This window comes from Ruegeria sp. CDSB086, assembly GCF_059611065.1.
In genome coordinates, this window is sequence record NZ_JBXWOV010000006.1 from 12005 (window position 1) to 29003 (window position 16999).

28 protein-coding genes are annotated in these 16999 nt (G+C 56.4%); 27 read left to right on the top strand and 1 reads right to left on the bottom strand.

What is annotated here, in order from left to right:
• Nucleotides 1-35: 35 nt before the first annotated feature.
• From AC2FIO_RS13015 to rpmD, 14 genes are all read left to right on the top strand, one after another.
• Complete coding sequence (locus AC2FIO_RS13015; RefSeq protein ID WP_058272454.1) at nucleotides 36-656, top strand: 2OG-Fe(II) oxygenase family protein; 621 nt, start codon at nucleotides 36-38, stop codon at nucleotides 654-656.
• Between the two features lie 257 nt (nucleotides 657-913).
• Nucleotides 914-1120, top strand: a complete 207-nt coding sequence (locus AC2FIO_RS13020) for a cold-shock protein (RefSeq protein WP_010437077.1) — start codon at nucleotides 914-916, stop codon at nucleotides 1118-1120.
• Nucleotides 1121-1305: 185 nt separating this feature from the next.
• Entirely contained in the window at nucleotides 1306-1524 is a 219-nt protein-coding gene (locus tag AC2FIO_RS13025; protein ID WP_496698126.1) for a hypothetical protein, read from the top strand.
• Nucleotides 1525-1717: 193 nt separating this feature from the next.
• Nucleotides 1718-1924 carry a 50S ribosomal protein L29 gene (rpmC, locus tag AC2FIO_RS13030; RefSeq protein WP_037311745.1) on the top strand — a complete coding sequence of 69 codons (207 nt, stop codon included), beginning with the start codon at nucleotides 1718-1720 and terminating at the stop codon, nucleotides 1922-1924.
• Nucleotides 1925-1928: 4 nt separating this feature from the next.
• Nucleotides 1929-2159, top strand: a complete 231-nt coding sequence (gene rpsQ / locus AC2FIO_RS13035; RefSeq protein ID WP_058272371.1) for a 30S ribosomal protein S17 — start codon at nucleotides 1929-1931, stop codon at nucleotides 2157-2159.
• A gap of 76 nt (nucleotides 2160-2235) precedes the next feature.
• On the top strand, nucleotides 2236-2604 hold the full coding sequence (gene rplN / locus AC2FIO_RS13040) for a 50S ribosomal protein L14 (protein ID WP_008757934.1): 369 nt from the start codon (nucleotides 2236-2238) through the stop codon (nucleotides 2602-2604).
• Between the two features lie 2 nt (nucleotides 2605-2606).
• On the top strand, nucleotides 2607-2918 hold the full coding sequence (gene rplX / locus AC2FIO_RS13045) for a 50S ribosomal protein L24 (protein WP_058272372.1): 312 nt from the start codon (nucleotides 2607-2609) through the stop codon (nucleotides 2916-2918).
• Nucleotides 2911-3471, top strand: coding sequence for a 50S ribosomal protein L5 (gene rplE / locus AC2FIO_RS13050; protein ID WP_058272373.1), 561 nt, complete (start codon nucleotides 2911-2913; stop codon nucleotides 3469-3471). Before rplX ends, rplE begins: the two co-directional genes overlap by 8 nt.
• Before the next feature lie 19 nt (nucleotides 3472-3490).
• Nucleotides 3491-3796 carry a 30S ribosomal protein S14 gene (rpsN, locus tag AC2FIO_RS13055; protein WP_010437098.1) on the top strand — a complete coding sequence of 102 codons (306 nt, stop codon included), beginning with the start codon at nucleotides 3491-3493 and terminating at the stop codon, nucleotides 3794-3796.
• A gap of 13 nt (nucleotides 3797-3809) precedes the next feature.
• Nucleotides 3810-4202 (top strand): 30S ribosomal protein S8, encoded by a 393-nt coding sequence (rpsH, locus tag AC2FIO_RS13060; protein ID WP_008757119.1) that lies wholly within the window; start codon nucleotides 3810-3812, stop codon nucleotides 4200-4202.
• 12 nt (nucleotides 4203-4214) lie between these two features.
• The gene (gene rplF / locus AC2FIO_RS13065; RefSeq protein WP_058272374.1) at nucleotides 4215-4748 is read left to right on the top strand and encodes a 50S ribosomal protein L6; all 534 of its coding nucleotides are present in this window, start codon (nucleotides 4215-4217) and stop codon (nucleotides 4746-4748) included.
• A gap of 11 nt (nucleotides 4749-4759) precedes the next feature.
• Nucleotides 4760-5119: a 50S ribosomal protein L18 gene (gene rplR / locus AC2FIO_RS13070; RefSeq protein ID WP_010437103.1), complete on the top strand. Its 360-nt coding sequence runs from the start codon at nucleotides 4760-4762 to the stop codon at nucleotides 5117-5119.
• 115 nt (nucleotides 5120-5234) lie between these two features.
• Nucleotides 5235-5804: a 30S ribosomal protein S5 gene (gene rpsE / locus AC2FIO_RS13075; RefSeq protein ID WP_058272455.1), complete on the top strand. Its 570-nt coding sequence runs from the start codon at nucleotides 5235-5237 to the stop codon at nucleotides 5802-5804.
• Between the two features lie 12 nt (nucleotides 5805-5816).
• Nucleotides 5817-6005 carry a 50S ribosomal protein L30 gene (rpmD, locus tag AC2FIO_RS13080; RefSeq protein ID WP_008757946.1) on the top strand — a complete coding sequence of 63 codons (189 nt, stop codon included), beginning with the start codon at nucleotides 5817-5819 and terminating at the stop codon, nucleotides 6003-6005.
• A 102-nt stretch (nucleotides 6006-6107) separates the two neighbouring features.
• Here the strand turns inward: rpmD and AC2FIO_RS13085 are convergent, their stop codons facing one another.
• A complete protein-coding gene (locus AC2FIO_RS13085; RefSeq protein WP_496698132.1) occupies nucleotides 6108-6539 on the bottom strand; it encodes a MarR family winged helix-turn-helix transcriptional regulator in 432 nt (143 codons plus the stop codon).
• A gap of 77 nt (nucleotides 6540-6616) precedes the next feature.
• Here AC2FIO_RS13085 and AC2FIO_RS13090 point away from each other — a divergent pair, with 77 nt between their 5' ends.
• From AC2FIO_RS13090 to AC2FIO_RS13150, 13 genes are all read left to right on the top strand, one after another.
• Complete coding sequence (locus tag AC2FIO_RS13090; protein ID WP_496698134.1) at nucleotides 6617-6985, top strand: antibiotic biosynthesis monooxygenase family protein; 369 nt, start codon at nucleotides 6617-6619, stop codon at nucleotides 6983-6985.
• A gap of 21 nt (nucleotides 6986-7006) precedes the next feature.
• Nucleotides 7007-7453 carry a hypothetical protein gene (locus tag AC2FIO_RS13095; RefSeq protein WP_496698136.1) on the top strand — a complete coding sequence of 149 codons (447 nt, stop codon included), beginning with the start codon at nucleotides 7007-7009 and terminating at the stop codon, nucleotides 7451-7453.
• 203 nt (nucleotides 7454-7656) lie between these two features.
• A complete protein-coding gene (locus AC2FIO_RS13100; RefSeq protein WP_282120542.1) occupies nucleotides 7657-7872 on the top strand; it encodes a DUF1127 domain-containing protein in 216 nt (71 codons plus the stop codon).
• 178 nt (nucleotides 7873-8050) lie between these two features.
• On the top strand, nucleotides 8051-8911 hold the full coding sequence (locus AC2FIO_RS13105) for a hypothetical protein (RefSeq protein WP_496698138.1): 861 nt from the start codon (nucleotides 8051-8053) through the stop codon (nucleotides 8909-8911).
• A 142-nt stretch (nucleotides 8912-9053) separates the two neighbouring features.
• On the top strand, nucleotides 9054-9527 hold the full coding sequence (gene rplO / locus AC2FIO_RS13110) for a 50S ribosomal protein L15 (protein ID WP_058272380.1): 474 nt from the start codon (nucleotides 9054-9056) through the stop codon (nucleotides 9525-9527).
• 109 nt (nucleotides 9528-9636) lie between these two features.
• Nucleotides 9637-11001: a preprotein translocase subunit SecY gene (gene secY, locus AC2FIO_RS13115; RefSeq protein WP_058276180.1), complete on the top strand. Its 1365-nt coding sequence runs from the start codon at nucleotides 9637-9639 to the stop codon at nucleotides 10999-11001.
• On the top strand, nucleotides 10998-11666 hold the full coding sequence (locus AC2FIO_RS13120) for an adenylate kinase (protein WP_282153877.1): 669 nt from the start codon (nucleotides 10998-11000) through the stop codon (nucleotides 11664-11666). The genes secY and AC2FIO_RS13120 overlap by 4 nt, the downstream gene beginning before the upstream one ends.
• A gap of 201 nt (nucleotides 11667-11867) precedes the next feature.
• Entirely contained in the window at nucleotides 11868-12236 is a 369-nt protein-coding gene (rpsM, locus tag AC2FIO_RS13125; protein WP_058272383.1) for a 30S ribosomal protein S13, read from the top strand.
• Between the two features lie 14 nt (nucleotides 12237-12250).
• Complete coding sequence (rpsK, locus tag AC2FIO_RS13130; protein WP_037311698.1) at nucleotides 12251-12640, top strand: 30S ribosomal protein S11; 390 nt, start codon at nucleotides 12251-12253, stop codon at nucleotides 12638-12640.
• Nucleotides 12641-12754: 114 nt separating this feature from the next.
• Nucleotides 12755-13771, top strand: coding sequence for a DNA-directed RNA polymerase subunit alpha (locus AC2FIO_RS13135; protein WP_058272456.1), 1017 nt, complete (start codon nucleotides 12755-12757; stop codon nucleotides 13769-13771).
• Between the two features lie 118 nt (nucleotides 13772-13889).
• Complete coding sequence (rplQ, locus tag AC2FIO_RS13140) at nucleotides 13890-14312, top strand: 50S ribosomal protein L17 (RefSeq protein ID WP_282171060.1); 423 nt, start codon at nucleotides 13890-13892, stop codon at nucleotides 14310-14312.
• 160 nt (nucleotides 14313-14472) lie between these two features.
• A complete protein-coding gene (locus tag AC2FIO_RS13145; protein ID WP_496698142.1) occupies nucleotides 14473-15528 on the top strand; it encodes a TauD/TfdA family dioxygenase in 1056 nt (351 codons plus the stop codon).
• A 79-nt stretch (nucleotides 15529-15607) separates the two neighbouring features.
• Entirely contained in the window at nucleotides 15608-16996 is a 1389-nt protein-coding gene (locus AC2FIO_RS13150) for a trypsin-like peptidase domain-containing protein (protein WP_496698591.1), read from the top strand.
• Nucleotides 16997-16999: the final 3 nt, after the last annotated feature.

Genomic DNA, 16999 nt, shown 5'->3' on the forward strand with positions numbered 1-16999 from the left:
TGGTCTTGGGTCAGGGCTTGGGCTATGCCCGACCCATGGCACAGATTGAATCACTCTTCGTTACCCGTCTCTATCGCGCAGCCCTTTCCGAATTCGATCCCAAGATCGATCCCGAGGAAATGGAAAATTCTTGTCTTGTCATCGCCGAGGATGATGAGGCTGGGCAGGAATGGTGCGAAGAAAACGGCTACCCCGGCTACACCAGCTATGCCTCGTTGACCGATCTGCCCTGGCGGTTCCCGATCTTTGCCGATCTGGTCAAGGCGTTGGATCAGCATGTGGCAGCCTTTGCCAAGGATCTGGAGTTCGATCTGGGCGAGGGTGAATTAAAGCTCGAAGACCTGTGGATCAACATTCTCCCCGAAGGTGGAATGCACTCCAGCCACCTGCACCCGCACAGCGTGATTTCCGGCACGACCTATGTGGCGATGCCCGAAGGGGCGAGCGCGCTGAAACTGGAGGACCCCCGCTCGGCCCGCATGATGGCGGCACCGACGCGGCTAAAGGGCGGGCGGCGGGATTTACAGCCGTTCATCTATATGAAGCCGCAGGTGGGGGATGTCCTGCTGTGGGAAAGCTGGCTGCGACATGAGGTGCCGATGAATATGGCCGAGGATGAGCGGATCAGTGTCAGCTTTAACTACAAGTGGGAGTGAGCCGCGGGTCACGACACAGCAATTGTACTAATGTAGCGATTGCGGGACGAATGGGCGGCGCCCCCGCCAATCACTTTTCACTTCGAGTTGTCGAAAAACCTTGCAATATGTGTCGTCATGAACCATGTGAGGCACGCTTACGTTTTTCTTTTTCGACCACTGTCTCCCGATTCTTCGGCGTTCAGTCTCTCGATCCAGACCTACAACGCCGCGCTGTCGCAATTCCGCGGACAGCAATTTAATAGGAGACTACGGATATGGCCAATGGCACCGTAAAATGGTTCAACACAACTAAAGGTTTTGGCTTCATTGCACCGGAGACCGGTGGCAAAGACGTGTTTGTACACATCTCTGCTGTTGAGCGCTCGGGTCTGACCGGCCTGGCCGACGACCAGAAAGTAACATTCGACATCGAGCCCGGCCGTGACGGTCGCGAGTCGGCTGTGAACATCGCTCTGGCGTAAGTCACTTAGACTTAGACAGTTGAAGACGCGGTCTCGTGCAAACGAGGCCGCGTTTTTCGTTTGTGGAAGGTAGTGCCAAAATTGCGATTGACTGCACTGCGACGCACTGATGAAGATCGCCGCGAAGGAAGTGATCGGTGTTAGCTTTGACAACAAGTGGTATAAACCCGTGTCTCAGGCAGGCCATGGAAACTGCTACTCCAGTATTTTGGGGGGGCGTGTTGGTGCTGTTTCTGCTGATACTTTATCGAACGGGTTGGAACGTGAGAGAGAGCATTCTGGCGATCATATGTTTGCGCGGAATGCGAAACATCACCCCGGTTGAATTGGTTGTTTCGGCGGTGACGATCAGCGCAACGTTTTATGTCCTGCTTCAAGCTTTGGAAGCCTGCAAACAAATATAGTTTTTACTTGGCTAGTTTGCTTACATTCTCATGCGCCAAACTTTCCCTTGCCACCCACTGCTGAACCCCCTATAGAGCGGCATCTTGCGTTCCCCTGGCCGAGTCGGGGGATTCGTATGTCTATCATTCATCCACCAGGTCAAAGGTGACCCTGTAAGGGGCCTTCTGGTGTTTTGAGCAAAGGAAAAAGGCGATGAACGCCCAAGAACTGCGTGACAAGACCCCGGACCAGCTCCGCGAGGAACTGGCCAACCTGAAGAAAGAAAGCTTTAACCTGCGCTTTCAACAGGCAACCGGTCAGCTGGAAAGCACCGCCGGCATCAAAGCGGCCCGCCGCAACGCTGCCCGCGTCAAAACCATTCTGAACGAAAAGGCCGCTGCTGCGGCATCGGAGGAGTAATCCTATGCCCAAGCGTATCCTGTCCGGCACCGTAACCAGCGATGCCAACGCACAAACCGTAACCGTATCCGTCGAGCGCCGCTTTACGCATCCGGTTCTGAAGAAAACCATCCGTAAGTCCAAGAAATACCGGGCTCACGATGAAAAGAACGCCTTCAAAGTCGGTGACTCTGTTCGCATCATCGAATGCGCGCCGAAATCGAAGACGAAACGTTGGGAAGTTCTGGAAGCGTAAGCTTTCAGGATTTTTCCATTTGTCGAAACCCTGGGGGATCTAACCAGACCAGCCCCCACAGGTCGGGAGAAACCACATGATCCAGATGCAGACCAATCTGGATGTCGCTGACAACTCCGGCGCACGCCGAGTTCAGTGCATCAAGGTCCTGGGTGGTTCCAAGCGTAAATACGCCTCCGTTGGCGACATCATTGTCGTCTCGGTGAAGGAAGCCATCCCGCGCGGCCGCGTAAAGAAAGGTGACGTCCGTAAGGCCGTCGTCGTACGCACCGCCAAAGAAGTCCGTCGCGAAGACGGCACCGCGATCCGTTTCGATCGCAATGCCGCCGTCATCCTGAACAACAACAACGAGCCCGTAGGTACACGTATCTTTGGCCCGGTTGTTCGTGAACTGCGTGGCAAGAACTTCATGAAAATCATCTCGCTCGCTCCGGAGGTGCTGTAATCATGGCTGCTAAACTCCGCAAAGGCGACAAGGTCGTCGTGCTGGCCGGCAAGGACAAGGGCAAAGAGGGAACTATCACCTCGGTTAACCCATCTGCCGGAAAAGCTGTTGTTGACGGTATCAACATCGCCATCCGCGCCACTCGCCAGACACAAAACTCTCAGGGTGGTCGTCTGCCTCAGGCAAACCCGATCGAGTTGTCGAACCTGGCTCTGCTGGACAAGAACGGCAAAGCAACTCGCGTTGGCTTCCGCATGGAAGGTGACAAGAAAGTGCGCTTCGCCAAGACCACGGGGGACGTGATCGATGCTTGATAACGCAACCTACACCCCGCGTCTGAAAGCTCAGTACGCTGAAACCATCCGTGCCGCTCTGAAAGAAGAGTTCGGCTACAAGAACGACATGCAGCTGCCCAAGCTGGACAAAATCGTTCTGAACATCGGTTGTGGTGCCGAAGCGGTTAAAGACTCGAAGAAAGCGAAAGCTGCTGTCGAGGATCTGACTGCGATTGCTGGTCAACAGGCTGTTTCCACCAAGGCGAAGAAGTCGATCGCTGGCTTCCGCGTCCGTGAAGACATGCCGCTAGGTGCGAAAGTGACCCTGCGCGGTGACCGGATGTATGAATTCCTGGATCGCCTGATCACCATCGCGATGCCACGTATTCGTGACTTCCGCGGCGTGAAGCCGTCTTTCGATGGTCAGGGCAATTTTGCCATGGGCATGAAAGAGCACATCGTGTTCCCGGAAATCGACTTCGACAAAGTTGACGAAGTTTGGGGCATGGACATCGTAATTGCCACCACAGCGAAAACCGACGCTGAAGCAAAGGCACTGTTGAAAGCTTTCAACATGCCGTTCAACGCGTAAGCGCCGGGAGGATTGAGACATGGCTAAAAAAGCAATGATCGAACGCGAGAAGAAGCGCGAACGCCTGGTGGCCAAATATGCCGCAAAGCGTGCCGAGCTTAAAGAAATCGCGAATGACGAGAGCAAGCCGATGGAAGAGCGCTTCAAAGCGCGTCTGAAACTGGCGAAACTGCCGCGCAACAGCTCGGCTACTCGTCTGCACAACCGCTGTCAGCTGACCGGTCGTCCCCACGCTTACTACCGTAAGCTGAAGGTCAGCCGTATCGCGCTGCGCGAGCTGGGTTCTGCTGGTCAGATCCCCGGCATGGTGAAATCGAGCTGGTAAGGGAGAGAATGATATGAACGATCCTATCGGCGATATGCTCACCCGTATCCGCAACGCGCAAATGCGTGGCAAGTCCACTGTTTCCACCCCGGCTTCCAAGCTGCGTGGTTGGGTTCTGGACGTGCTGGCGGACGAAGGTTACATCCGTGGCTACGAAGCGACGACCGGTGAAAACGGTCATCCGGCCATCGAAATCAGCCTGAAATACTACGAAGGCACCCCTGTCATTCGCGAACTGAAGCGGGTCTCTAAGCCCGGTCGTCGCGTATACATGGGCGTCAATGACATCCCGCAGGTCCGTCAGGGTCTGGGTGTGTCGATTGTCAGCACTCCGAAAGGTGTGATGTCGGACCAGAACGCACGCTCCAACAATGTTGGTGGCGAAGTGCTCTGCACCGTCTTCTAAGGAGGTCTGTCAATGTCTCGTATTGGTAAACGTCCGGTCGAATTGCCCAGCGGCGTAACTGCCTCGGTTTCCGGCCAGACCATCGAAGTAAAAGGCCCGAAAGGCGCCCGCAGCTTCACTGCGACTGATGACGTTACGCTGTCGGTCGAAGACAACGTGGTTCAGATCAACCCTCGCGGTATGTCCAAGCGCGCGCGCCAGCAGTGGGGCATGAGCCGCACGATGGTCGCAAACCTGGTGACCGGTGTGACCGAAGGCTTCAAGAAAGAGCTGGAGATCCAGGGTGTTGGTTACCGGGCTCAGATGCAGGGCAACACCCTGAAGCTGAACCTGGGCTACAGCCATGACGTTGATTTCGTCGCTCCGGAAGGTGTCACCATCACCGCGCCGAAGCAGACCGTGATCATTGTGGAAGGTAACGACCAGCAGCAGGTGGGCGAAGTCGCGGCGAAAATCCGCGAATGGCGCCGTCCCGAGCCCTATAAGGGCAAAGGCATCCGCTATAAGGGCGAGTTCATCTTCCGCAAAGAAGGCAAGAAGAAGTAAGGACGCAAACAATGGCAAACAGCAAAAGAACCCTGTTTCTGAAGCGCCGCCTGCGCGTTCGGAACAAACTTCGCAAGGTCAACGCGGGTCGTCCGCGTTTGTCCGTACACCGTTCGAACAAGAACATCTCTGTTCAGTTGATCGACGACGTACGTGGCGTAACCTTGGCCTCGGCCTCGACCCTGGAAAAAGATCTGGGTGTTGTTGGCAAGAACAACGTCGAAGCGGCCACCAAAGTGGGCGCGGCCATCGCCGAGCGTGCCAAGAAGGCAGGCGTCGAAGAGGCCTATTTCGATCGTGGCGGCTTCCTGTTCCACGGCAAAGTGAAGGCTGTCGCCGACGCTGCGCGTGAAGGTGGTCTGAAGATCTAAGACTTGCGGGCGGGTTTCGATCCGCCCCGATGATCCGGGGGCCTTGGCAATGCCGGGGCCCACTTGGATTGAACAAACGACGCCGCAAGCGTCACCAAAGAAAAGGGATGCCAAAATGGCAGAACGTGATAACCGCCGGGGCCGTGGACGTGACCGCGACGAAACTCCGGAATTCGCAGATCGTCTGGTTGCGATCAACCGCGTATCGAAAACCGTAAAAGGTGGTAAGCGCTTTGGCTTCGCCGCTCTGGTGGTCGTAGGCGATCAGAAAGGCCGCGTAGGCTTTGGCAAAGGTAAAGCGAAAGAAGTACCTGAAGCCATCCGCAAAGCGACTGAACAAGCCAAGCGTCAGATGATCCGCGTGCAACTGCGCGAAGGTCGTACCCTGCACCACGACATCGAAGGCCGTCATGGCGCCGGTAAAGTGGTTATGCGCAGCGCACCTGAAGGTACCGGTATCATCGCCGGTGGTCCGATGCGTGCCGTGTTCGAAATGCTGGGCGTGAAGGACGTTGTGTCCAAGTCGCTGGGCTCGCAGAACCCGTACAACATGATCCGCGCCACCATCAACGGCCTGCAGAAAGAGCAGAGCCCGCGTTCGGTTGCCCAGCGTCGTGGCAAAAAGGTTGCTGACATCCTGCCTAAGCGGGACGAAGCACCAGCTGCTGCTGAAGCAGAAGCATAAGGAGAGCGACCCATGGCAAAAACCATCGTCGTCAAGCAAATCGGTTCCCCGATCCGTCGCCCCGCTGAACAGCGCGCAACTCTGATCGGCCTGGGCCTGAACAAGATGCACAAAACCCGCGAGCTTGAGGATACCCCCTCGGTCCGCGGCATGGTCAACAAGATCCCGCATCTGGTTGAGATCATCGAAGAGCGCGGCTAATCGCCTTGCTTCTAAGAGCTAGAAACGCCTCCGATCAGTTCGGGGGCGTATTTTTTGTTTAAGGGCAGTGTTGGTTGTCGCCTCACCCGATGTGGTTTTAGTTCAACTTGAACGTATTCCGCTTATTACCCGCCGCATATAGTCCATGAACTGCGCCCGCTCAGGTTCAGTCAGAACCTGCAAGGCTTGGGAATTCACATTCTGGGCCGACTCATAGGCGCTGTTTCTAAGTGCGGCGGCCTTTTCGGTTAACCAGATCAACTGGGCCCTGGCGTCAGCGGCATTTTTCGTTCTTTTGATCAAGCCGTCGCGCTCCATACGGTTGAGCGTGTTGGCCAGAGTCGCTTGTTCGACGTCAATTTTGGCCAGCAGATCTTTTTGGGTGACCCCGTCCTTGAGCCAAAGCTCCAGCAAGACTGGGAACTGTCCAACAACGATGCCCAAAGGCGCAATGCGTTGCTGCAGCTCCTTCGCGAACAATCGTGCCATGTGATTGACCAGATATCCGGCCGAGTTCTCTTTTTCGAAATCCATGGTTGAGATTTACACTTGAATAGCAAGCTATGCAATAATATATAGCAAGCTATGCAAGAGAATGGAAAGGAATCGAAATGGCTCATATCGAAGAGATGGATAAAGTCGTCACACTGGCTGATCAGATGCAGGCCGAGGAAGGCCCTGTGGTGCTGATCAACGTGTTTACAGTGGGCGCGAAAGACGAAGAGGCGCTGTTGAAGGCCTGGGCACATGATGCGGACTTCATGAAGTCCCAGTCGGGATATATCTCGACCCAGCTTCATCAGGGGATCGCCGGCAGTTCGACCTTCGTGAACTATGCGATCTGGCAGGACGTCAAAAGCTTTCGCGATGCCTTCACCCACCCAGAGTTCCAGCGTCGAATTGCAGACTACCCCGAAAGCGCCGTGGCGCGTCCACATCTTCTAAGAAAGCTCACAGTCGAAAACCACTGCGTCGCCTGATGCCAAAAGCGGAGTAGCCACATGATAAAATCAATTCACCCTATCGCCGGTGTAATAGGATTCCTGACAATATTCGTGTTCTGGACATCCACTTTGTACAGCGAATTGTTTGCGACCCATGCGACTGTCGCGGCCGTAAAGTCCATGATCGTCAGTGGGCTGATTATTCTTGTGCCCGCGATGGTGATCGTAGGTGCATCCGGCATGTCCCTTGGGCGTCGGCGCAAGGACGCACCGGCGCTAGCCAAGAAGAAGCGAATGCCGATCATCGCGATGAACGGCCTGTTGATCCTTGTTCCCGCTGCAATCTTCCTGAACGCGAAAGCGAGCGCTGGGTCCTTTGACATCAGTTTCTACGCCGTGCAGGTCGTTGAGTTGCTCGCTGGTGCCACAAACCTCACTTTGATGGGGTCGAGTATACGCGACGGCCGGGCGATGACTGCCCGCAGAAGACGTGCGGGAAAGTAGCTGCACCAGTAGCCGCCGCTTACTCCCATGCAATTGGTCTCACAGCTGCGCGACCTGCTGCTCAGCTATTCAATAGATGCATAACGGCTAGACCGAAACTTCGGTTGTTAGCGATATCGCCCGGGCCTATCTCAGCCCTGTCCAAACAAGGAACGCAAACAGTTTCCGGGGAATTCGCCCCGGGCAGAGAAAGGAAATACATCATGGCTCACACAGCTACATATTCCCGCGACGGCTTTAGCCTGAGCGCCCGCATCGCGAACTTTTTCGAGCGCGTCAAAGAGGCAAATGCCCTGCGTGCTCAGTACGATCAGACTTATTCGGAATTGCAGAGTCTGACAGATCGTGAACTGGACGACATCGGTGTTCGCCGCTGCGATATAAAGGACATCGCTCGGGACCACGTTTATTGTTCGTGACCTTACCGACAACCTGACCAAGAGACGCCTGAGGGCGTCTCTTTTGATTCCGGGGTGCTCTTGGCACAGTCGACAGGAATTTCGCCCCAACCGTTGCGACCTAGCGGGAAATGGGCCAAATACGCGACAGGGCACCTGTCGGCGCCGTAACCAGGAACAACACGAAGGGCCGGAGCCGGTGAAAGAGTATCAGGTTGGCATGCTTTGGATTGAAGGCCCTCTTAGCTTTCTCGAGCAGTTGTGCATCAAATCCTTTCTGGATGTCGGCCAACATGTCCGCCTTTATACTTACGGGCCGGTCACAAACATCCCCGAGGGTGTCGAAGTGCGTGACGCGCGGGAAGTACTGGCGGATGATGAGGTGATCCTACACAAGCGCACGGGCAGTCCCGCGCTGCATTCCGACAAGTTTCGCGTGCAGATGCTGGCGAAAGTGCCGGACATAATCTGGGCCGATACCGACGCATATTGTGTCAAACCCTTTACAACTGAAAACGGTCATTTGCATGGTTGGCTAGCCGCGCACGAAATCAACGGTGGGGTGTTGGCTTTGCCTGCGGACAGCGCAACGCTGTATGATTTGATCGACTACACCAATAATCCTTATCGCATTCCGCATTGGCTGTCGCCCAAGCAACGCCGACCGCTTATTGACATGGCTTTGGCTGGTGAAACGCCACACGCAAGCGATATGCCGTGGGGTATTTGGGGCCCACGCGCCCTGACCTGGCTTTTGAGGGACAATAACGAGGCTCGTTTTTCGCAGCCCCAAGACGTTTTGTACCCTGTAACCTACGGGGCTCGGCGGGCAATGGTACGATCCAACGGAAATGCCGAGCGGTTCCTTACCGAGAACACCATGTCGATCCATTTCTATGGCCGTCGCATGCGTTCGTTCATACTCAATCGGTTCAACGGAATCCCACATCCGGAAAGCATGGTTGGCCGGCTGGTCGAAAAGCATGGGATCGACCCGCACGCAGCACCCTTGCAGAAAAAAGCCGCAACGGAAGACCTTGCCGACGTGTCTGACGAATGACGTATAGGGGCTGCGGGCTTGCCAACTTGTCCCAACAGTCCTATACGCCTGCGGTGGCTTTGCGCCATACGAATCAAAACCAAGAAATGCCGTGTCTGACCCATCACGCTTCGCGGGTCATTTCCGGCTTAGGAGAAGCGAAATGAAACTGAACGAATTGCGCGACAATCCTGGCGCCACACCGAAACGCACCCGCGTTGGCCGTGGTCCGGGTTCCGGCAAAGGTAAAATGGGTGGCCGTGGTATCAAAGGCCAGAAATCCCGTTCGGGTGTGGCCATCAATGGCTATGAAGGCGGTCAGATGCCTTTGTACCAGCGTTTGCCCAAGCGAGGCTTCAACAAGCCGAACCGCAAGGCATTCGCCGTTATCAACCTGGGCCTGATCCAGAAATTCGTCGACGCCGGCAAGCTGGACGCCAAAGCTGCGATTACCGAGGATGCACTGGTTGCCTCCGGTCTGGTTCGTCGCAAGCTGGACGGTATCCGCGTTCTGGCCAAAGGCGAAATCAGCGCCAAATTGAACCTGGAAGTCACCGGTGCTTCGAAGGCTGCTGTTGAGGCAGTTGAGAAAGCGGGCGGCTCACTTACGGTCACAAAAGCTGCTGCGGCAGAGTAAGCGCTTGTGAGCGGGCCAAGACCCGCTTACATAGACCTCAGAGTTTTCCAAGACGCCGCCCGAGCCGGAAAACGGTTCCGGGCGGTGTTTTCATAAGAGAGACCGATTTATGGTATCAGCAGCAGAACAAATGGCAGCCAACACGAGCTGGTCTGCCCTTGGTAAAGCCACCGATCTGCGCAACCGCATCCTGTTCACGCTTGCATTGCTGATCGTCTATCGTTTGGGCACCTTTATTCCGGTGCCGGGGATTGACGGACAAGCACTGCGCGAGTTCATGGAGCAAGCGGGGCAGGGCATCGGCGGCATGGTTTCGATGTTCACCGGCGGGGCGCTGGGGCGGATGGGTATCTTTGCCCTCGGCATCATGCCTTACATTTCAGCCTCGATCATCGTGCAACTGCTGACATCCATGGTTCCCGCGCTCGAACAACTCAAAAAAGAGGGCGAGCAGGGGCGCAAGAAAATCAACCAGTACACCCGTTTCGGCACCGTGGCACTGGCCACTGTTCAGGCCTATGGTCTGGCGGTTTCGCTGGAATCGGGCGATCTGGCCACCGATCCTGGGCTTTTCTTCCGCATGTCGACCATGATCACTCTGGTTGGCGGTACGATGTTCCTGATGTGGCTGGGTGAACAGATCACCGCGCGCGGCATCGGCAACGGTATCTCTCTGATCATCTTCGTCGGCATCATTGCCGAGGTTCCGGCCGCTCTGGCGCAGTTCTTTGCGTCCGGTCGCTCTGGTGCAATCAGCCCCGCCGTGATTATCGGTGTGATCGTCATGGTTATCGTGGTCATTACCTTCGTGGTGTTCATGGAACGCGCGCTGCGCAAGATCCACATTCAATACCCGCGCCGTCAGGCCGGTATGAAGGTATACGAGGGCGGCTCCAGCCACCTGCCGGTCAAAGTGAACCCGGCGGGCGTTATCCCGGCGATTTTTGCCAGCTCTTTGCTGTTGCTGCCGGTAACGATCTCGACCTTCTCTTCGGGTGCCACAAACGGTCCGGTCATGTCGTGGCTGCTGGCCAATTTTGGCCCCGGCCAGCCGCTGTATCTGCTGTTCTTCGCGTCGATGATCGTGTTCTTCGCCTATTTCTACACCTTCAACGTCTCGTTCAAACCGGATGATGTTGCGGACAACCTGAAAAAGCAGAACGGTTTTGTGCCCGGCATTCGCCCCGGCAAGAAAACCGCCGAGTATCTGGAATACGTGGTCAACCGCGTGCTGGTTCTGGGTTCGGCCTATCTGGCGCTGGTATGTCTGCTGCCTGAAATTCTGCGGAACCAATTCGCTATCCCGTTCTACTTCGGCGGCACCTCGGTTCTGATTATCGTCTCTGTGACCATGGACACGATCCAGCAGGTGCAGAGCCATTTGCTGGCGCATCAATACGAAGGGCTTATCGAAAAGTCCCAGCTGCGCGGTAAAAGCAAGAAACGCGGCAGGAAGGGACCCGCTCGTCGATGAACATCATTTTGTTGGGCCCGCCGGGTGCGGGCAAAGGAACGCAAGCGCGTCATCTGGTTGAAACGCGTGGTATGGTGCAACTGAGCACCGGTGACATGCTACGAGAAGCCAAGGACAGCGGGACCGAAATGGGCAACCGCGTCGCCGAGGTGATGGCCAAAGGTGAACTGGTAACCGACGAGATCGTCATCGGCCTGATCCGTGAAAAACTGGAACAAGGTGCCAAGGGCGGTTTCATCTTCGACGGTTTCCCGCGCACGCTGGCGCAGGCTGACGCGTTGGGAGATCTGCTGAACAGCACCGGCGAAACGCTGGATGCGGTCATCGCGATGGAAGTCAACGATGACGCGCTGGTCGAACGGATCACCGCACGCTCGACCTGTGGTGGCTGCGGCGAGGTCTACAATGACGTCACCAAGCCGATCCCGGCGGACGGAAAATGCACCAACTGCGGCAAGGAAAACGACTTCAAACGCCGCGCAGATGATAATGAGGAAAGCCTCAAGACCCGTCTGATGGAGTACTACAAAAAGACCTCGATGCTGATCGGCTATTACTATGCCAAGGGCAACCTGTCCTGGGTTGACGGCCTGGGTGAAATTGGCGCCGTTCAAAACGAGATTTCGCAGGTTTTGGATGGTGGCGTCGACGTCGGAAACGGCTGATCCATTTCTGCCCTTGACCTGAGCGGGAAAAGCCCATATCGACCCCCATCCCTAACGGGAATCACGACCGCATGCGGGATTCGTTCCGGATGCCCCGACCACCTCGAATAATACTGGATCCTCTGGCGTCACTGCCAAGATCGAGTGTTGTGAAAAAAGGTTCCGGAGCTACGGAACCGCAACAAAAAAGGAAAGTGACACGTGGCACGTATTGCCGGCGTAAACATCCCGACTGCAAAGCGGGTACCTATCGCCCTCACATATATCACCGGTATCGGAAACACCTCGGCCAAAGCGATCTGCGAAGCCGTAGGCATCGACGCGACCCGTCGCGTCAATGAACTGTCCGACGCCGAAGTTCTGGCCATCCGCGAACATATCGACGCAAACTTCACCGTTGAAGGTGACCTGCGCCGCGAAGTTCAGATGAACGTCAAGCGCCTGATGGACCTGGGCTGCTACCGCGGTCTGCGTCACCGTCGTAACCTGCCCGTTCGCGGTCAGCGTACCCACACCAATGCTCGTACCCGCAAAGGCCCCGCAAAGGCCATTGCTGGTAAGAAGAAATAAGGAGGGTCTGACTGATGGCACGCGAAAAGACTCGTACCAAGAAAAAAGAGCGCAAGAATATCGCATCGGGCGTCGCCCACGTGAATTCGACCTTCAACAACACCAAGATCCTGATCTCGGATGTGCAAGGCAACGCCATTGCCTGGTCTTCGGCAGGAACCATGGGTTTCAAAGGTTCGCGTAAATCGACACCTTACGCCGCTCAGATGGCTGCAGAAGATGCAGGCAAGAAGGCGCAGGATCACGGTGTCAAGACGCTGGAAGTCGAAGTTCAGGGCCCCGGCTCTGGTCGTGAATCGGCTCTGCGCGCGCTGGCTGCTGTGGGCTTCAACATCACGTCGATCCGTGACGTGACACCGATTGCTCACAACGGTTGCCGCCCGCCGAAGCGCCGCCGCGTCTAAGCGATTTTGAATTGAGCTGGGGCTGTGTTTTCGCACGGCCCCAGCACGTCATTTTGAACCTCGGGCGTCTGCACCTTGTTGGTCATGGGGCGCGGACAGGAATGGAGGGATTACATGATCCATAAGAATTGGGCTGAATTGATCAAGCCGACACAGCTGGATGGCAAGCCGGGCAACGACCCAGCGCGTCAGGCTACCTTGGTTGCTGAACCGCTGGAGCGTGGCTTTGGTCTGACCTTGGGCAACGCGCTACGCCGCGTTCTGATGAGCTCGCTGCAAGGTGCGGCCATCACCAGCGTCCAGATCGACAACGTATTGCACGAGTTCTCGAGCGTCGCTGGCGTTCGCGAAGACGTCACTGACATCATCCTGAACCTCAAGCAGGTTGCCCTGCGTATGGAAGTCGAAGGCCCCAAGCGCCTGTCGATCAATGCCAAAGGCCCTGCAGTTGTTACCGCCGGTGACATCAGCGAAAGCGCTGGTATCGAGGTTCTGAACCGCGATCACGTCATCTGTCACCTGGACGATGGCGCCGACCTGTTCATGGAACTGACCGTCAACACCGGTAAGGGCTATGTTTCGGCTGAGAAGAACAAACCGGAAGACGCGCCTATCGGTCTGATCCCGATCGACGCGATCTATTCGCCGGTCAAAAAGGTTGCCTACGACGTTCAGCCAACCCGCGAAGGTCAGGTACTGGACTATGACAAGCTGACCCTGAAGATCGAAACCGATGGTTCGATCACGCCGGAAGACGCGCTGGCTTTTGCCGCACGTATCCTGCAGGATCAGCTGTCAATCTTCGTCAACTTCGACGAGCCCGAAGCGGCTGGTCGCCAGGACGAAGACGATGGTCTGGAATTCAACCCGCTGCTGCTGAAAAAAGTAGACGAGCTGGAACTGTCGGTCCGTTCGGCAAACTGCCTGAAGAACGACAACATCGTTTATATCGGCGACCTGATCCAGAAAACCGAAGCCGAGATGCTGCGTACCCCGAACTTCGGCCGCAAGTCGCTGAACGAGATCAAGGAAGTGCTGTCCGGCATGGGTCTGCACCTCGGCATGGATGTCGAGGACTGGCCGCCCGACAACATCGAAGATCTGGCAAAGAAATTCGAAGACGCGTTCTAAACGCGTCTTCCCAAATGCCCGGGTTTCCGGGGACAAAATGGGCAGATCCGCCCCAAGGAGAGCCGGTGACACGCATCGCCGGCCAGACAAAGCAAAACGCTGAAGAAGGAACTAGAAAATGCGTCACGCACGTGGTTACCGCCGCCTGAACCGTACTCATGAGCACCGTAAGGCTCTGTTTGCAAACATGGCTGGCTCGCTCATCGAACATGAGCAGATCAAAACAACTCTGCCCAAAGCAAAAGAACTGCGCCCGATCATCGAAAAGCTGGTCACTCTGGGTAAGCGCGGCGATTTGCACGCCCGCCGTCAGGCCGCATCGCAGCTGAAAGAAGACCAATACGTCGCAAAGCTGTTCGAAATCCTGGGCCCCCGCTACGCCGAGCGTCAGGGCGGTTATGTCCGTATCCTGAAAGCTGGCTTCCGCTATGGCGACATGGCACCGATGGCGATCATCGAATTCGTTGACCGTGATCTGGACGCCAAAGGCGCGGCTGACAAAGCCCGCGTTGCCGCCGAAGAGGCCGCAGACGAAGAATAAGAAAGCCCGGCTTTCTGAATTCAAACCCCCGCGTTTCGGACGCGGGGGTTTTTTCTTTTTTGGTCCCTTGGTGTCGCGGTTAGGGCATTTTCGGCGATATCCGTTGATGAATCCCCGAACCTCACGGATCATGCTGCACGATGAGCGTGGAGGACGGATGATGGCAATCCCAACTAAATTACCGAACGAACTCACGGGTCCGTCTGTGTGGACCGGTCGGGACATGCGTGCGCGTCGGAGTGAATGGATCATTGATCTGACGGCGGACGACATCAAGGATATTGAGCAAGCTGCCCGTCACTACCTGAGCCTCGAAAGAGATATCGGTGAGATCACAAAGCCCGCTTTCCCCCTAAAACGGTTTCACCGGCATCTGGCAAGCCTGCGAGAGAAGCTGATCAACGGGATCGGTTTCGAAGTGATCCGTGGCCTTCCGATGCAGAATTATACGCAACAGGTCGCGGCCGCGATTTTCTGCGGTGTCGGTGCTCATCTGGGCTCGGCCCGGTCACAAAACGCGCAGGGACACATTCTGGGGCATGTGCGCGACATCGGTGCAGATGCGAACGATCCGAATACCCGGATCTATCAAACGCATGAGCGCCAGACATTTCACACCGACAGCGCCGATATCGTCGGCCTGCTGTGCCTGCGCGAGGCTAAGGAGGGCGGAGATTCGCTGCTGGTCAGTGCCGAGACGATCTTTAATAGGATGCGGTCAGAATGCCCGGAATTGCTGGAACGGTTGTTTGACCCAATAGCGACCGACCGACGAGGGGAAGTGCCGGACGGCATGGAACCTTTTATGTCGATCCCGCCGTTCTCCTGGCACGATGGTAAGCTGACGGTGTTCTACCAAAGGCAGTATATCGACAGTGCGCAACGATTTCCTGAAGCGATGCGGCTGACACCGGATCACATTGAGGCGCTGGACCGATTTGATGAGCTGGCGAATGATCCCGACCTCTGTCTTTCTATACGGCTGCAACCGGGCGACATGCAGTTCGTGTACAACCATTCGCAACTGCACGACCGGACCGGGTTCGTGGACTGGCCTGACCCGGTAGAGCGCCGCCATTTGCTGAGGCTTTGGCTGTCGCCGGAAGGAGATCGCGAATTGCCCGAAGTTTTCAGGCAACGTTACGGCACCATCGAGGTGGGCAAGCGCGGCGGGATCATCACGGAAGGCACGCGGCTGCACGCTCCGTTGGATTGAGGCCTCTAACGCGCAGAACGGATGCTTGCATTACGGCACGTGTAGACGCATATCCGATAGGCGATTAACCGACGGATGGATCATGCGGAAAGTTCTCTGTGCTCTGATGCTGGCGACACTTGCAGTGTCAGCAAATGCTGAAACAAAGGTGCCAACATCGCAGGCCGAAATCAGCCTGGGTTTCGCCCCGGTGGTGAAGCAGGCCTCACCCGCAGTCGTCAATATCTATGCTAAGATCGTAAGACAGGGCGGGGCCAATCCGTTTTTCTCGGACCCGTTTTTTGAAGAGTTCTTTGGCAGGGGATTTGCCGAACCGCGCCCACGTGTACAGAATTCACTGGGATCTGGCGTCATTCTGTCAGAAGACGGTTATGTGGTGTCGAACTATCACGTTGTTGGCACGGCTACCGAAATCCGCGTGGTGACAACCGATCGACGCGAATTTTCAGCGCAAGTGGTGCTGGGCGACAAGGAAAGCGATATTGCCATCCTGCGGTTGGAAGACGCCAAGGATTTGCCACATCTGAACTTCCGCGATTCCGACCAGATCGAGGTAGGGGAACTGGCGCTTGCGATCGGTAATCCGTTTGGTGTGGGACAAACCGTATCCTCCGGGATCATCTCCGGATTGGCGCGGACCGGGACGGCCACCGGCAACGCGCGTGGGTACTTTATTCAAACCGATGCTGCGATCAATCCGGGCAATTCCGGCGGGGCGCTGATCGACGTGAATGGCGATCTGATCGGGATAAACACTTCAATCCTGACGCGATCCGGCGGCTCCAACGGCATCGGGTTTGCGATCCCGGCCAATCTGGTTGCCGAATTTTTGCGCCAGGCCAAGGCCGGGAATGAAAGCTTTGTCAGCCCTTGGGCCGGGGTCGCTGGTCAGCACATGAGTGCGGATATCGCCGAATCTTTGGGGTTGGTATTCCCTATGGGTGTTGTGATCTCGGACCTGCACGCCCTGAGTCCGCTGGGTGAGGCAGGGCTGCGCGTGGGGGACGTGGTAACCCATGTTGATGGGGATGAGGTGAATTCCCCGGCCGAGATGAAGTTCCGCATGTCCGTCGCCGGCGTTGGTGGCACTTCGGTGCTGACCCGGCTGCGGGGTCACGACAGTGCGGATATCGAGGTTGCCCTGATCAAGGTCCCGGAAACTCCACCGGCTGATGAAACCGTTCTGAACGATAACACCGTGATGCCGGGCCTGAAGGTGTCGCGCATCAACCCGGCGATCATTACCCAGATGGGGCTTTTGCTGTCGCAAACTGGCGTGGTGATTGTGGATGCAGGCCGGTACGGTGGACGATCCGGATTGCGCGCGGGTGACGTGGTCCTAAGCATCAACGGAACGGAAGTCCGGCATCCTTTGGACGTGGTGGATGCGATGACCGACCCGGGGCGCAGATTGAATTTGGATGTTCTGCGGGGCGGACGGGCCGTATCTCTGCGGTTCCGGCTGTAACTC

What these genes read in the sequence shown, in the direction of transcription:
- rpsN (WP_010437098.1), top strand. Translation starts at nt 3,491, where the DNA reads ATGGCTAAAAAAGCAATGATCGAACGCGAGAAGAAGCGCGAACGCCTG.
- AC2FIO_RS13095 (WP_496698136.1), top strand. Translation starts at nt 7,007, where the DNA reads ATGATAAAATCAATTCACCCTATCGCCGGTGTAATAGGATTCCTGACA.
- rplO (WP_058272380.1), top strand. Translation starts at nt 9,054, where the DNA reads ATGAAACTGAACGAATTGCGCGACAATCCTGGCGCCACACCGAAACGC.
- rpsQ (WP_058272371.1), top strand. Translation starts at nt 1,929, where the DNA reads ATGCCCAAGCGTATCCTGTCCGGCACCGTAACCAGCGATGCCAACGCA.
- AC2FIO_RS13145 (WP_496698142.1), top strand. Translation starts at nt 14,473, where the DNA reads ATGGCAATCCCAACTAAATTACCGAACGAACTCACGGGTCCGTCTGTG.
- AC2FIO_RS13015 (WP_058272454.1), top strand. Translation starts at nt 36, where the DNA reads ATGGCACAGATTGAATCACTCTTCGTTACCCGTCTCTATCGCGCAGCC.
- rplR (WP_010437103.1), top strand. Translation starts at nt 4,760, where the DNA reads ATGGCAAACAGCAAAAGAACCCTGTTTCTGAAGCGCCGCCTGCGCGTT.
- rplQ (WP_282171060.1), top strand. Translation starts at nt 13,890, where the DNA reads ATGCGTCACGCACGTGGTTACCGCCGCCTGAACCGTACTCATGAGCAC.
- AC2FIO_RS13090 (WP_496698134.1), top strand. Translation starts at nt 6,617, where the DNA reads ATGGCTCATATCGAAGAGATGGATAAAGTCGTCACACTGGCTGATCAG.
- AC2FIO_RS13085 (WP_496698132.1), bottom strand. Translation starts at nt 6,539, where the DNA reads ATGGATTTCGAAAAAGAGAACTCGGCCGGATATCTGGTCAATCACATG.
- rplF (WP_058272374.1), top strand. Translation starts at nt 4,215, where the DNA reads ATGTCTCGTATTGGTAAACGTCCGGTCGAATTGCCCAGCGGCGTAACT.
- rpmD (WP_008757946.1), top strand. Translation starts at nt 5,817, where the DNA reads ATGGCAAAAACCATCGTCGTCAAGCAAATCGGTTCCCCGATCCGTCGC.
- rpmC (WP_037311745.1), top strand. Translation starts at nt 1,718, where the DNA reads ATGAACGCCCAAGAACTGCGTGACAAGACCCCGGACCAGCTCCGCGAG.
- AC2FIO_RS13100 (WP_282120542.1), top strand. Translation starts at nt 7,657, where the DNA reads ATGGCTCACACAGCTACATATTCCCGCGACGGCTTTAGCCTGAGCGCC.
- rplE (WP_058272373.1), top strand. Translation starts at nt 2,911, where the DNA reads ATGCTTGATAACGCAACCTACACCCCGCGTCTGAAAGCTCAGTACGCT.
- rpsK (WP_037311698.1), top strand. Translation starts at nt 12,251, where the DNA reads ATGGCACGCGAAAAGACTCGTACCAAGAAAAAAGAGCGCAAGAATATC.
- rpsE (WP_058272455.1), top strand. Translation starts at nt 5,235, where the DNA reads ATGGCAGAACGTGATAACCGCCGGGGCCGTGGACGTGACCGCGACGAA.
- AC2FIO_RS13135 (WP_058272456.1), top strand. Translation starts at nt 12,755, where the DNA reads ATGATCCATAAGAATTGGGCTGAATTGATCAAGCCGACACAGCTGGAT.
- AC2FIO_RS13020 (WP_010437077.1), top strand. Translation starts at nt 914, where the DNA reads ATGGCCAATGGCACCGTAAAATGGTTCAACACAACTAAAGGTTTTGGC.
- AC2FIO_RS13025 (WP_496698126.1), top strand. Translation starts at nt 1,306, where the DNA reads ATGGAAACTGCTACTCCAGTATTTTGGGGGGGCGTGTTGGTGCTGTTT.
- secY (WP_058276180.1), top strand. Translation starts at nt 9,637, where the DNA reads ATGGTATCAGCAGCAGAACAAATGGCAGCCAACACGAGCTGGTCTGCC.
- rplN (WP_008757934.1), top strand. Translation starts at nt 2,236, where the DNA reads ATGATCCAGATGCAGACCAATCTGGATGTCGCTGACAACTCCGGCGCA.
- rplX (WP_058272372.1), top strand. Translation starts at nt 2,607, where the DNA reads ATGGCTGCTAAACTCCGCAAAGGCGACAAGGTCGTCGTGCTGGCCGGC.
- AC2FIO_RS13120 (WP_282153877.1), top strand. Translation starts at nt 10,998, where the DNA reads ATGAACATCATTTTGTTGGGCCCGCCGGGTGCGGGCAAAGGAACGCAA.
- rpsH (WP_008757119.1), top strand. Translation starts at nt 3,810, where the DNA reads ATGAACGATCCTATCGGCGATATGCTCACCCGTATCCGCAACGCGCAA.